The organism is Bacillus sp. FSL W8-1141, from assembly GCF_038593205.1.
In the GTDB taxonomy this organism is placed as follows: Bacteria; Bacillota; Bacilli; order Bacillales; family Bacillaceae; genus Bacillus; species Bacillus altitudinis.
Genome location: NZ_CP151973.1, coordinates 1,677,546 through 1,691,850 on the forward strand (window position 1 = coordinate 1,677,546; position 14,305 = coordinate 1,691,850).

The 14,305-nt window shown below is 40.8% G+C and carries 12 protein-coding genes; all 12 read left to right on the forward strand.

The features are described 5' to 3' along the window. Positions 1–11: 11 nt before the first annotated feature. The gene (locus tag NSQ52_RS08470; RefSeq protein WP_342474052.1) at positions 12–1,292 is read left to right on the forward strand and encodes a pitrilysin family protein; all 1,281 of its coding nucleotides are present in this window, start codon (positions 12–14) and stop codon (positions 1,290–1,292) included. Further along, on the forward strand, positions 1,289–2,581 hold the full coding sequence (locus NSQ52_RS08475) for a pitrilysin family protein (protein WP_039166628.1): 1,293 nt from the start codon (positions 1,289–1,291) through the stop codon (positions 2,579–2,581). The genes NSQ52_RS08470 and NSQ52_RS08475 overlap by 4 nt, the downstream gene beginning before the upstream one ends. A 151-nt stretch (positions 2,582–2,732) precedes the next feature. Further along, the gene (locus tag NSQ52_RS08480; protein WP_024720380.1) at positions 2,733–3,209 is read left to right on the forward strand and encodes a MarR family transcriptional regulator; all 477 of its coding nucleotides are present in this window, start codon (positions 2,733–2,735) and stop codon (positions 3,207–3,209) included. Beyond that, complete coding sequence (locus NSQ52_RS08485) at positions 3,187–6,306, forward strand: MMPL family transporter (RefSeq protein ID WP_284725251.1); 3,120 nt, start codon at positions 3,187–3,189, stop codon at positions 6,304–6,306. The genes NSQ52_RS08480 and NSQ52_RS08485 overlap by 23 nt, the downstream gene beginning before the upstream one ends. 29 nt (positions 6,307–6,335) lie before the next feature. Continuing rightward, a complete protein-coding gene (locus NSQ52_RS08490) occupies positions 6,336–7,064 on the forward strand; it encodes an SDR family oxidoreductase (RefSeq protein ID WP_039166622.1) in 729 nt (242 codons plus the stop codon). A 72-nt stretch (positions 7,065–7,136) separates the two neighbouring features. Beyond that, on the forward strand, positions 7,137–7,394 hold the full coding sequence (locus tag NSQ52_RS08495) for a DUF3243 domain-containing protein (protein WP_003211590.1): 258 nt from the start codon (positions 7,137–7,139) through the stop codon (positions 7,392–7,394). A 131-nt stretch (positions 7,395–7,525) separates the two neighbouring features. Next, complete coding sequence (locus tag NSQ52_RS08500; protein WP_003211480.1) at positions 7,526–8,317, forward strand: DUF3388 domain-containing protein; 792 nt, start codon at positions 7,526–7,528, stop codon at positions 8,315–8,317. 23 nt (positions 8,318–8,340) lie between these two features. Then, positions 8,341–9,252, forward strand: coding sequence for a helix-turn-helix domain-containing protein (locus NSQ52_RS08505; protein ID WP_335352771.1), 912 nt, complete (start codon positions 8,341–8,343; stop codon positions 9,250–9,252). 75 nt (positions 9,253–9,327) lie between these two features. Continuing rightward, positions 9,328–9,909: a CDP-diacylglycerol--glycerol-3-phosphate 3-phosphatidyltransferase gene (gene pgsA, locus NSQ52_RS08510; RefSeq protein WP_070325845.1), complete on the forward strand. Its 582-nt coding sequence runs from the start codon at positions 9,328–9,330 to the stop codon at positions 9,907–9,909. A gap of 16 nt (positions 9,910–9,925) precedes the next feature. Then, complete coding sequence (locus tag NSQ52_RS08515; protein ID WP_007499480.1) at positions 9,926–11,176, forward strand: competence/damage-inducible protein A; 1,251 nt, start codon at positions 9,926–9,928, stop codon at positions 11,174–11,176. Positions 11,177–11,353: 177 nt separating this feature from the next. After that, on the forward strand, positions 11,354–12,397 hold the full coding sequence (gene recA, locus NSQ52_RS08520) for a recombinase RecA (protein WP_007499478.1): 1,044 nt from the start codon (positions 11,354–11,356) through the stop codon (positions 12,395–12,397). Between the two features lie 300 nt (positions 12,398–12,697). Further along, entirely contained in the window at positions 12,698–14,260 is a 1,563-nt protein-coding gene (rny, locus tag NSQ52_RS08525) for a ribonuclease Y (RefSeq protein WP_003211958.1), read from the forward strand. Positions 14,261–14,305 lie beyond the last annotated feature (45 nt).

The following is a 14,305-nucleotide window of genomic DNA, read 5'->3' on the forward strand; positions in this document are numbered from 1 at the left end:
GGAGGTTTCTCATGACGTACTTACAAGAGAAGACATTTGATACACCTGGTCTTCATACTCATATTGTCAAAACAGAAAAATTTAAAACCGTGACGATCCTTTTTAAAATGCTTGCGCCTTTATCCAAAGATGACGTCACCATGCGTTCCCTTTTCCCGCATGTGCTTTTAAGAGGAACAGAAAAAATGCCGAAAACGGGAGAGCTTCGTGCATATTTCGACGAGCTCTATGGGGCGACCGTTTCCGCAGACATGGCGAAAAAAGGTGAAAATCACATCATTACCTTCCGTCTAGAAATGGCGAATGAAAAATATTTAAAGGATCAAACCCCTTTACTAGAAAAAGGGATTGCCTTACTTTCTGAACTATTATTCCACCCGTACGTGGAAAACGGGGTATTTCATGAATTGTACGTTGAGCAAGAAAAACGAACATTGAAACAGCGCATTCAAGCCGTTTATGATGACAAAATGCGCTATTCAAACTTAAGACTTGTACAGGAAATGTGTAAAGGTGAGCCATATGCACTGCACGTTAATGGTGAAATGGAAGACGTCCAAGCGATTACGTCAGAAGCGCTCTTTAAAGCATACGAGCATGCACTTCAGTCCAACCAGCTGGATCTCTATGTTGTGGGAGACGTTGATGAACAAGATATCAATCGAATGGTCTCGCAATACTTTAAAACAAGTGAAAGAGATCCGGTCAAACAAAATACCGAATCATCAAGATCACAAATAGAGCCAAAAGAAGTCATTGATGAAGAGGACGTAAAACAAGGAAAGCTGAACATTGGCTTTCGCACACATACAACGATAGCTGATGAAGATTATCCGGCGCTGCATTTGTTTAATGGCATATTCGGCGGCTTCTCTCATTCAAAGCTATTTATCAATGTGCGGGAAAAAGCAAGTCTTGCGTACTATGCTGTCTCTAGACTTGAGAGCTTTAAAGGTTTGATGATGGTCATGTCAGGAATTGAAGTCGGTAACTATCAGCAGGCAGTAGACATCATCAAAGAACAATTTGATGCCATGCAAAAAGGCGATTTTTCTGATGAAGCAATTGAACAGACAAAGGCTGTCGTCAAAAATCAGCTGCTCGAAACCATTGATACGTCTTATGGAACAGCGGAATACTTATATCAGCATGCCGTCGTGCCAACAGGGGAGAGCCTCGATTCCTTTTTAGAAGCGTTAGACAGAGTGACAAAAGAGGACATCATCAAAGTGGGTCAAAAAATCGAATGGGATACGACCTATTTTCTTAAAGGAACGGAGGGTGCTTCATGACAGTGAAAACAATTCAATTCGATCAGCTGCAAGAAACGGTCTATCACGAAAAAATGGAGAGCGGACTTGACGTCTATGTACTGCCAAAGCAAGGGTTTAACAAAACATATGCAACCTTCACAACAAAATACGGTTCTGTCGACAATGAATTTGTGCCGCTTGGCAAAGAAGACATGATCCGAGTGCCTGATGGAATTGCCCATTTCTTAGAGCACAAGCTGTTTGAAAAAGAAGATGGAGATGTGTTTCATACATTTAGTAAACAAGGAGCATCCGCAAATGCTTTTACGACATTTACGAGAACAGCTTACTTATTCTCAAGCACCTCAAATGTCGAACAAAACCTTGAGACACTCATTGATTTTGTGCAAGAACCTTATTTTACTGAAAAAACAGTCGAAAAAGAAAAGGGCATCATTGGTCAAGAGATTAACATGTATGATGACAATCCCGACTGGCGTTTATTCTTCGGTTTGATTGAAAATCTATATCAAGAGCATCCTGTGAGAATTGATATAGCTGGAACAGTAGAAAGCATCGCTCCGATTACAAAAGATCATTTGTATGAATGCTATGAAACGTTCTATCACCCAAGCAATATGCTTCTATTTGTTGTCGGTCCCGTTGATCCGAAGCAAATATTAGATCAAGTTCGAGCGAATCAGGCGAAAAAGCCATTTACAGACCAGCCAGAGATCAAACGAAAAGACATCAATGAGCCTGAAGGTGTGTACCGAAAAGAATACGAACTTCCAATGAACGTACAAGGCTCAAAATGTATGTTTGGATTAAAAACAAAGAATCCTCATAAAAAAGGCAATGAACTGTTAAAACATGAGCTCGGAATGAATCTCATTTTAGAGACGCTGTTTGGTAAAAGCTCCTTACAATATGAACAGATGTATGAAAAAGGCTTAATTGATGAGACCTTCAGCTACGATTATACGGAAGAAGGCGGTTTTGGCTTCACTTCAGTTGGTGGAGATACAAATGACCCTGATCAACTCGCAGATGAATTAAAAGAAACGCTTCTTCAAGCAAAAAGCCTGATCACAGAAGAAAAGATTGAACTTGCTCGCAAGAAAAAAATTGGCAGCTTTTTAAAAGCAATGAACTCCCCGGAGTACATCGCCAATCAATTCACTCGATACGCATTCTTAGAAATGAGCTTATTTGATGTCGTGCCAGTACTGGAGCAAATCCAATTAACAGATATTCAGCAAATCTTAGACGAAGAAATTGATGAAGAACGAATGTCAGTTTTTAAAGTCGTACCGAAAACAAAATAAATGAAAAAAAGACAAACTCAACGTATAAGAGTTTGTCTTTTTTGTGTCCAATGGAAGAAAGCGCTTTATATGCGAAGATATTGATTGACAATTGTTTCGGTAATTAGTTAAACTCTTTAATAGTTAAACAATCAAACTAAAGGAGCAGCATATGGTACAAAATAAAATTGCCCAGCTCATCCAGAGATATGCGGACGTCTATCTCATGATGGAGAAAAAAGTATCGAGTATGATCACGGAAAAGCTCGATAAAGAACTGACACTTGATCAATATTACTCGCTTCGATACATCAATTTACACCCAGGATGTACATCAACAGACCTAGCCATCGAATGTAATGTCAATAAAAGTGCTGTGACATCCATGACCAATCGTCTTTTTAATAAAGATTATATTTATCGAGAGCATGATCAAGCTGATCGAAGAAACGTTCATCTTTATGTGACACCCGAAGGAAAAGAAGTGGTCAGCCGAATGGAAAAGCAGCTTCAGGATCTTGTTCGGTCATATTTAGAAAAATTTGATGAAAAAGAAATCGAATCATTTATTCAAACATATGAAAAGATTTATCAAATTATCATCGAAGAGGAGGCACAACATAGTAATGAGAGCAATCATAAAGGGTAGATGGCTGATTACGATCCTTTGGGTCGTACTAGCGGCTGTATTATTAATCACCGCTCCTAATATGGCGCAATTAACAAAAGAAAAAGGGCAGATTTCTGTTCCAGATGGTTATCCTTCTTCCTACGCCGATCAATTATTAAAGAACATGTCTGAAAATGGGGATACGGAAAAATCGATCGTCATTGTCTTTCAAGGAAAGGATATCGTCAAAGAAAGAGAAGCCTCTTTAAAGAAAGCGATGGAGATTTTAGAAAAGGATCAAGATCTCCATGTTGAAGACATCACTTCTTATTTTGATGCAAACAAAGATATTAAAAAACAGATGCTCTCTAAAGATCAAACAACACTTCTTGTTCCAGTTACATACGACTCGAACAAAATCAAAGCATCCGATTTTAAAGAAAGAGTCAATGAAAAGCTTAAGAGCCTGAACCTGAAATTTGAAATGACAGGTCAGCCGCTAATCGACGATGATGTCATCACAAGCTCACAAGAAGGTCTGAAAAAAACGGAATTCATTACAATTGGGTTTATTTTAATTGTTCTTGTGCTTGTCTTTAGATCCGCAGTGGCACCGTTCGTTCCTTTAGTGGCTGTGGCGCTTTCCTATTTGGTCAGCCAATCCATTGTGGCTTACCTAGTAAAGTATGTTGATTTTCCGCTCTCAACCTTTACCCAAATTTTTATGGTCGCCATCATGTTTGGGATTGGAACCGACTACTGCATCCTGTTGCTAAGCCGGTTTAAAGAAGAACTATCTCACGGAAAAGATAAGATTGAGGCGATTATTACAACATATAAGACGGCAGGTAAAACCGTTTTATTCAGCGGAATTGCTGTTCTCATTGGTTTTACGTGTATCGGTTTAGCCCAATTCCAACTGTATAAATCAGCTGTAGCCGTGGCGGTTGGTGTCGCCGTGTTAATTGTGGCACTGCTCACTGTCGTTCCATTCTTTATGGCGGTTTTAGGAAAAGTGTTATTTTGGCCGATCAAAGGCGATATTGCCCACCCGCAATCGAAAATGTGGGAAACAGCCGGTCGTTTTTCATTTAAGAAACCACTTCTCAGCTTGCTAATCGTTGCAATTATTACCCTTCCAGCGATTCTTATGTATAAAGGAACACTTTCATATAACAACCTAGACGAAATCGGCAATAAATACGAATCCGTCAATGCATTTAATACGATCTCTGACAAATTTGGACCAGGTGAAGCCCTTCCAGCAACCGTTGTCGTGAAATCATCCGATCTTTTAGACAATAACGAAGGTCTGATTGCTGTTGAAAAACTAAGCCGCGCCATTGAACAAACAGATGGCGTGAGTAAAGTAAGAAGTGCGACACGCCCTGTTGGAAAAGGACTGAATGATCTGTACGTGAAATCTCAAGCCAAAGAGCTAAATAGCGGGCTTGATAAAAGTAACGAAGGGTTGAAAAAGATCCAAGATGCTCTTACAACCATGAGTAAGTCCATCGAGGATCAAACACCACAAATTAAATCATCTGGAAAAGGCATTAACAAATTGATTTCTGGAACCGAATCCGTAAAATCAGGTATTCAAAACGTCGAAAAAAAGATGAGAGATCTGCAAAACGGAATTGATCAAAACAAAAAAGGTGTTTCTGAAATTAAAGAAAGAATAAAGGGTGCGAAAAAGGAATTAACAGATCAAGTCGCACAAGTGAATCAGCAAGTGGCACTTTATAAAAGCATTTCCAAAGAATTAAAAGCCGCATTGGCACAAGTCGATACTTCATCCTCTGCCGCAGCGGATGTGAAAGCTTTGATCAGTCAAGCGAATAAACAGTTCAGTACACTTGAAGAGCAAATTCCGCAAGTGAAAGAAAATCAATCATATCAAGCCATCAAAGCTTCATATAAGGAACTTTCTACTACCTTGCAAGAAGGAGCCAAACAGGCTGACAGCTATGCAAAACAAGCAAAAGAAGCAAAAAAACAGCTTGAAGCAGCAGATGCTTTTATCGCAAAAGCTTCAGAGCAGCAAAAAGTGTTTACAAATCAAATTGATGAGCTGATTGCTGGCTTAGAAGCCATTGAAAACGGGCTAGATCAAACGTCTAAAGGCCAAGGACAGCTAGCTGATAGTATGCCTAAACTTGCAAATGGAGCCGGCGACATCATTAATGGTCAAAAACAAATGAAAGAAAAAATTGGCGGCTTTGGTGACGATCTGACCAAGCTGACAGATGGTCTAAACAAAAGTGTCGACGGTCTTGAGAAAATTTCAAACGGCTTAATGGGTGCAGGAGACTACTTAGATGAACTGAAAAACGCACCAGATCAAGACATGGCCGGTTGGTTTATTCCAAAAGATGTCCTAAAAAATAAAGCTTTCAAGCAAGTGTTCGATTCCTATATGTCGGATGACCGCAAGATGACAAAGATTGACGTCATCTTAGAAGACAATCCATATGGAAACGACGCCATGAAAACGATTAAACAAGTAGAGGCTTCCGTCAAACGTGCACTTCCTGAAACAAACTTAAAAGATGTTTCATTTGGCGTATCTGGTGTATCAAGTATGAACGCTGATTTAAAACAGCTGTCAGACCAAGACTTCAATAAGACGGTTTTTTACATGATGATCGGTATTTTCTTAATACTAGTGATTCTCTTCCGTTCTCTCGTGATGCCGCTTTACTTAGTTGGATCGCTGATTTTAACGTACTTTACCGCCATTGGTGTAACAGAATTTATTTTCACCCATTTCTTCGGATATCCGGGCATCAACTGGGCTGTTCCATTCTTTGGCTTTGTCATCTTAATGGCGCTTGGAGTCGATTATTCGATTTTCTTAATGGAACGTTTCAATGAATACAAAACGAAAGACATTCAGTTTGCCATGACTGAATCAATGAAAAATATGGGATCTGTTATTATGTCTGCTGCCGTCATTTTGGCAGGAACATTTGCAGCGATGCTGCCATCAGGTGTATTGTCACTCCTACAGATTGCAACACTTGTTCTCACAGGGCTTTTATTGTATGCACTCGTTGTGCTACCATTGTTCGTACCTGTGATGGTCAAATTGTTCGGATCAGCGAATTGGTTCCCATTTAAACGAAAAGAATAAGGATTCCATAAAGAAAGTAGGAACAAAGTATGAGTCGTTGGGCACTGATTACTGGTGCCAGTGGCGGAATTGGGCAGGCGACAGCCAAAAAGCTTGCCCAAGAAGGCTGCCATCTGATGCTCCATTATCATCAAAATGAACAAGCGGCTAGCCGTCTTTCCGCTGATCTCAAAGAAACATATCAAGTAGAAACGTACGTCATCCAAGCTGATTTAGCGAAAACAGGCGGAGCAGCAGAGCTTGTCAGCCGCCTGCCGCTTGATCCAGATATTCTTGTTTTAAATAGCGGAAAGAGTCATGTTGGTTTAGTGACAGATACTGAAAAAGAAGATCTAGCCAGCATGGTGCAGCTTCATGTGACAAGTCCATATGAGCTTACCCAATCTATTTTGCCTGCCATGATCCAAAAAAAGTCAGGCCATATTATTGCAGTTAGCTCGATATGGGGGGAAACGGGTGCCTCGTGTGAAGTACTGTATAGTATGGTCAAGGGTGCTCAAAATGCTTTCATTAAAGGGCTTGCCAAAGAGCTTGCCCCAAGTGGAATTAGAGCAAATGCAGTCTCACCAGGTGCGGTTCAAACTGATATGATGAAAAGCTTCACACAAGAAGACCTTGCGATGATGGAAGAGGAGATTCCACTCGGCCGTCTTGCCGCACCTGAAGAGATAGCCGATGTCATTTGGTTTCTCGCCTCAAAGCAGTCAAGTTATATGACAGGTCAAATTTTATCCGTTAATGGCGGCTGGTACTGTTAAAAACGTGTATAATTCGTCACTCCATGACAAAAGCTATGGCTGTAATTCATCTTTTCGAATGGAGGAATCGACATGTCAGTACTTGAGAACTGGGACCATTGGAAAAACTTTTTAGGAGACCGTTTAAATCATGCGCAGGATAAAGGCTTAAAAGATGATACTATCAATAACCTTGCGTATGAAATTGGCGGATACCTGGCTAATGAAGTTGAAGCAAAGAATGAGCAAGAAAGAGTACTTGCTGACCTTTGGAGCGTCGCATCAGAAGATGAGCAGCGCGCAATTGCCAATATGATGGTCAAACTGGTTGAAAATAATAGCTCGCACTAAACAAAAAGAGGGGTCGTTTGTGCCTCTCTTTTTATTTTAACTGTTTCACAACATTGTGCTTTCTAAAAATGTGAAAATGCTTTATGATAAAGGAAGGTAAAAATTTGCCACAATGAAGGGGGTAATATCATTTGGCAAAGCTCGAATGGTATTTTGAATATGAGATACAGGTGAACCGTCCCGGACTTTTAGGAGACATTTCTTCTTTAATGGGGATGCTTTCAATTAATATTGTGACAATTAATGGTGTTGATGTATCAAGACGCGGCATGCTTCTTCGATGTGACCACACAGATCAAATTAAGCGGCTTGAATCAATTTTAAATACAATGGAAACGATAAAAGTAACGAAACTAAGACAGCCAAAACTTCGTGACCGTTTAGCTGTTCGTCATGGAAGATACATTCAGCGTGATGCGGATGACAAAAAGACGTTCCGTTTTGAAAGGGACGAGCTTGGTCTACTTGTTGATTTTATGGCTGAATTATTTAAAAAAGAAGGACATAAATTGATTGGAATTCGCGGAATGCCGCGGGTTGGAAAAACAGAATCAATTGTTGCTTCAAGTGTATGTGCAAGTAAGAGATGGCTGTTTGTATCGTCGACTCTTTTGAAACAGACCATTCGCAGTCAGCTGATTGCAGATGAATACAGCCCGGATAACGTCTTTATTATTGATGGGATTGTGTCGACAAGAAGAGGTTCTGAGAAGCACTTGCAGCTTTTAAGAGAAATTATGAGACTGCCTGCTACAAAGGTTGTAGAGCATCCAGATATCTTTATTCAAAATTCAGAATATACAATGGATGATTTCGACTACATCATTGAATTGCGTAATAGTGCAGACGAAGAAATTACATACGAGCACGCTGAAGAACCACAAGTGTTTGATCATTCTGGTTTTTCTGGCTTCGATTTTTAATATGGTAATGGTAGGTGTTTGTTTTGACTGAATTGGGAAAACGGCTCGTTGAGGCCAGAGAGGAAAAAGGGATGTCGCTGGAGGATCTGATGGCGGCTACCAAAATCCAAAAGCGCTATTTGCTAGCAATAGAACAAGGAAATTATGATATCATTCCAGGTAAATTTTACGTCAGAGCGTTTATTAAACAATATGCCGAAGCCGTTGGACTGAATCCTGAACAATTGTTCGAAGAGTTTCGTAAAGATGTACCAAGCACGTATAACGATGAAGTGTCTGATAAATTATCAAATATTAAACCGCAAAGAGAGCTGCCAAAGCCTGCCTCAAAGGTACTGGAGCTGCTTCCGACGATTTTAATCATTGGAGGGATCCTTGTGGTGATCGCTATCATTTATGTGATCGTTCAAGCGGTTAATCATGATAGCGGACAAAAAAATAATCAGGCGGCTCCTCAGCAATCAGAATCAAAATACGAAGTGTCTGAGGATTCATCGCTTGCAAAGGATCAAAAGAAAAAGGAAAAAGCTTCGTCAGATGATCAAGAAAAATCATCTGAAAAAGACGATTCCTCAAAGGATTCATCTAAAGACGATGAAGATGTTTCTTTGAAGGCGACGAATACAGAGGGTTCTACGACAACGTATGAAGTATCAGGTGCAGAAAAGATGGAGCTAACCATTTCTGCCTCACAAGCTTCATGGCTTCGTGTGAGAGACGAATCTGGAAAAGTGCTGAAGATGGGTGAATTGAAAGATGGCGAATCGTTTAAAACAGACTTAACTGATCTTTCCCAAGTCGATATCCGCTTAGGAAATGCATCGGGAATCGATATCAAAGTCAATGACGAAACGCTGAAGTACGAATTAGACCCTAAAAACACCATGACACAAAACATTGTGATTGTGAATAAAGGAAAGGAAAAGTCATCTTAAGCAAGTAGATGACTTTTCTTTTGTTCCTACTATTATATATACATAAAAAAATGGCTTATTGGAGGATTGAAATTCATGTTTAACTTACCGAATAAAATAACTCTTTCTAGGATCGCCTTGATCCCTGTTTTTATGATCATTATGCTTGCTCCATTAGATTGGGGTGTTGCGCGCTTTGGTGACGTCAGCATTGAAGTCACTCACCTTGTTGGAGCGATCTTGTTTATTATCGCTTCGACAACCGACTGGATTGATGGTTACTATGCACGTAAGCTCAATTTAGTCACAAACTTTGGTAAATTTTTAGATCCGCTTGCAGATAAATTGCTTGTTTCAGCGGCTTTAATTATACTTGTTCAATACAATCTCACACCGGCATGGATGGCAATTGTGATCATTAGCCGTGAATTTGCTGTAACGGGCCTAAGGCTTGTCTTAGCTGGAGGCGGTGAAGTGGTCGCAGCCAATATGCTTGGAAAAGTGAAGACGTGGGCGCAAATCATTGCGATTTCGGCACTTCTTTTGCATAACCTGCCGTTTGAACTTGTATCATTCCCTTTTGGTGATCTTGCCATGTGGGTAGCGGTGTTCTTCACTGTTGTCTCAGGCTGGGATTACTTTGCGAAAAACTGGGAAGCCTTAAAGAATTCTAACTAAAAAGGACGTGTACGCTTTGAAGTCAGAGAGAAAAGCAGAAATTATTGCAGTCGGTTCCGAACTTTTGCTAGGGCAAATTACGAATACGAATGCACAATTCATCAGCAAACAACTAGCTGAAATTGGTGTGAATGTTTATTACCACACAGCTGTTGGTGACAATCCAGAGCGTTTAAAAAGGGCCATTCAAGTGGCACAGGAAAGATCGAATTTTATTATCTTCTCAGGTGGTCTTGGACCAACGAAAGACGATTTAACAAAAGAAACCATTGCGAGTACGCTCGGTAAAGAGCTTGTGCTAAATGAAGAAGCATTTGAGTCTATTCAAGAATACTTCCGTAAAACCGGACGTGATATGTCGCCGAACAACCGTAAACAGGCGCTCGTTCTAGAGGGATCTGATGTGCTCGTAAACCGTTTCGGAATGGCACCTGGTATGTTTATACAAGAGGGAGATACGTTTTACATTCTGCTCCCTGGACCGCCAAGTGAATTGCACCCGATGTTTGAAAACGAAGCGAAGCCGCTTATTTCTGAAAAACTCGGCCTAAAGGAAAAAATCGTGTCTGTTGTCTTGCGTTTCTTTGGCATCGGTGAATCTCAGCTGGAAACAGATCTTGAAGATTTAATTGATGCACAGACCAATCCAACGATTGCACCGCTTGCAGCTGACGGGGAAGTGACGCTAAGGCTGACAGCCAAGCATGAGGATGAAAAAGAAACAGAGCGTCTGTTAAAAGAAACAGAAGCACAAATTTTAGAACGGGTCGGCGAGTACTTTTACGGATATGGTGATACATCTCTTGCCTTTGAAGCTTCAAAGGCCTTGCATGAACACGGGAAAACAGTAGCAGCGGCTGAAAGCCTGACTGGTGGTATGTTTTCAGAGTGGCTGACAGATCTCGAGGGGGCATCATCCATTTTAAACGGCAGTGTGGTTTGTTACACAAATCAAGTCAAGCAGCAAGTGCTGGGCTGCCGTGAAGAAACATTGTCTTCTCATGGTGCTGTCAGCAAAGAGTGTGCGTTAGAGCTCGCCGAAGGCGTTAGAAAACTGACGGGAAGCGATATCGGTATTAGCTTTACAGGTGTGGCAGGTCCTGAACCACACGAAGGACAGCCGGTTGGAAAAGTATTTATCGGGCTATCGACAAAAGACCAGACAGACGTGTTTGAATGGATGTTTACTGGCAGTCGATCAGGCATTCGCAAGCGTGCTGTGAAATATGGTTTGCACCACCTTCTCAAATTATTAAAAGAAAGTTAATTTTGTTTTTTATGAGGTTTACTCCTTTATAAAAGAGCGTTTTTTCTAATAGAAACAGCTCTTTTCTTAAATAATCTGCCAAGAAAAAATCGAATATGTGTTCGTTTTTTTCTTGGCAAATGACGTGAAACAAGGTATAGTATAGATAGTGGAATTGATAAAGGAGGAAACAATAGAATGAGTGATCGTCAAGCAGCCTTAGATATGGCTCTTAAACAAATAGAAAAACAGTTTGGTAAAGGCTCTATTATGAAACTAGGAGAGCAAACAGATACACGTATTTCAACAGTACCTAGTGGTTCGTTAGCACTTGATACTGCGCTTGGAATAGGTGGGTACCCTCGCGGCCGTATTATTGAAGTATATGGTCCAGAGAGTTCTGGTAAAACGACAGTAGCACTTCATGCGATTGCTGAGGTTCAGCAGCAGGGAGGACAAGCTGCATTTATCGATGCGGAGCATGCGCTAGATCCAGTTTACGCTCAAAAATTAGGTGTCAACATTGATGAGTTGTTACTTTCTCAGCCGGATACAGGAGAACAAGCACTTGAAATTGCAGAAGCACTTGTTCGTAGTGGTGCAGTTGATATTGTTGTCATTGACTCAGTAGCTGCTCTTGTACCAAAAGCAGAGATCGAAGGAGACATGGGAGATTCACACGTTGGTCTTCAAGCACGTTTGATGTCTCAAGCACTTCGTAAACTATCTGGTGCTATCAACAAATCAAAAACAATTGCGATCTTTATTAACCAAATTCGTGAAAAAGTAGGGGTTATGTTTGGTAATCCTGAAACAACGCCTGGTGGACGTGCACTTAAGTTCTATTCATCTGTTCGTTTAGAAGTACGCCGTGCTGAACAGTTGAAACAAGGGAACGACATCATGGGGAACAAAACGAGAATTAAAGTTGTGAAAAACAAGGTGGCACCGCCATTCCGTATTGCCGAAGTAGACATTATGTACGGTGAAGGTATCTCGAAAGAGGGAGAAATCATTGACCTTGGAAGCGAACTAGATATCGTACAAAAGAGCGGGGCTTGGTATTCTTATCAAGAGGAACGTCTTGGACAAGGACGTGAAAATGCGAAGCAATTCCTAAAAGAGAATAAAGACATTCTTCTTATGATTCAAGAGCAAATCAGGGAGCACTACGGTTTGGATACAAACGGAGTGAAATCAACTGACGAAGAAGGACAAGAAGAATTGGAATTGAATGACTAAAAAGACGCTGAAAAGCGTCTTTTTTTTACAATTACATAACAGCTAGCGGGTCAAAAGTTCTGTCTTTGCTTGAAATAACGACTTACGCCTTAGTCTGACTAGCTTGACAAGTATTTCCGACACAATTACAATGGGAATGTATCACTTGTTTTTCTTAACATGATTGATAACTAATTTAAACTTGACAAGGGCAGTGAGGATCTCATTCCCTGTGAAGGCCCTGTATGTTGAGACACAAAACAATGTACATGCCGACACTTTATTTGTAAAACCAAGTTCATAGCAAGAGGAGGTGAAAATATGTCGCCTACGATGTTTACGATCATCTCCATTTTGCTGAGCCTAATCTGTTTAGTTGTTGGCTACTTTGTTCGTAAAACCATTGCAGAAGCAAAAATATCCGGCGCAAGAAACATGGCCGAACAAATTGTTGAGGATGCAAAGCGTGATGCGGAAGCATTGAAGAAAGAAGCGCTCTTAGAAGCGAAAGATGAAATTCATTCGTTTCGTGTAGAGGCGGAGCAAGAAGTTCGTGAAAGACGTAATGAGCTTCAAAGACAAGAAAACCGTTTACTTCAAAAAGAGGAAAACCTTGATCGCAAGGACGAATCTTTAGATAAACGGGAGTCCCTGTTGGAGAAGAGAGATCATTCTCTGAATGAACGACAACAACATATTGAAGAGATGGAAAGCAAAGTGGATGATATGATTCGTTTGCAGAAAGCTGAGTTGGAGCGTATTTCTAGTCTAACTCGAGATGAAGCGAAACAAATCATTCTGGATCAAGTTGAAAATGAGCTTTCCCACGACATTGCAGTCATGACGAAAGAATCTGAAAACCGGGCGAAAGAAGAGGCTGATAAAAAAGCGAAAAACATTCTTTCACTTGCGTTACAGCGTTGTGCAGCTGATCATGTAGCTGAAACAACAGTATCTGTAGTCAATCTTCCAAATGATGAGATGAAAGGTCGTATTATCGGGCGTGAGGGACGAAATATCCGTACGTTAGAAACGTTAACAGGTATTGACCTGATCATTGATGATACACCTGAAGCTGTCATCTTATCGGGCTTTGATCCGATAAGACGTGAAACAGCGAGGATAGCTCTGGACAAGCTAGTCCAGGATGGACGTATTCATCCTGCACGAATTGAAGAAATGGTGGAAAAATCACGCCGTGAAGTCGATGATTATATCCGCGAGATGGGTGAGCAAACGACATTTGAAGTCGGAGTTCACGGTTTGCATCCGGATCTCATCAAAATTCTCGGTCGCTTAAAATTCCGTACAAGTTATGGACAAAATGTCCTGAAGCATTCAATTGAGGTTGCACATCTTGCAGGTCTCATGGCTTCAGAGCTTGGAGAAGATGCAAAGCTTGCAAAACGAGCAGGTCTTCTGCATGACATTGGAAAAGCCATTGATCATGAAGTAGAAGGAAGCCACGTGGAAATTGGCGTTGAGCTTGCGACGAAATATAAAGAGCATCCTGTTGTCATCAACAGTATTGCATCTCACCATGGTGACCAAGAACCGACATCTATTATCGCTGTTCTTGTTGCGGCAGCCGATGCATTATCTGCAGCACGCCCTGGTGCAAGAAGTGAGACGCTTGAAAATTACATTCGGAGACTTGAGAAATTAGAAGACATCTCTGAATCTTATGAAGGTGTTGAAAAATCGTTTGCGATACAAGCTGGACGTGAAGTGCGTATTATGGTGAAGCCAGATTCAATTAATGATCTTGAAGCTCACCGTCTAGCAAGGGATATTCGTAAGCGGATTGAGGACGAGCTCGATTACCCTGGTCACATTAAAGTGACAGTTATTCGAGAAACTCGCGCAGTAGAGTATGCAAAATAGAGCGGTGCGCTTAGCGCCGCTTTATTTTTTTGTGTAAATATGCAA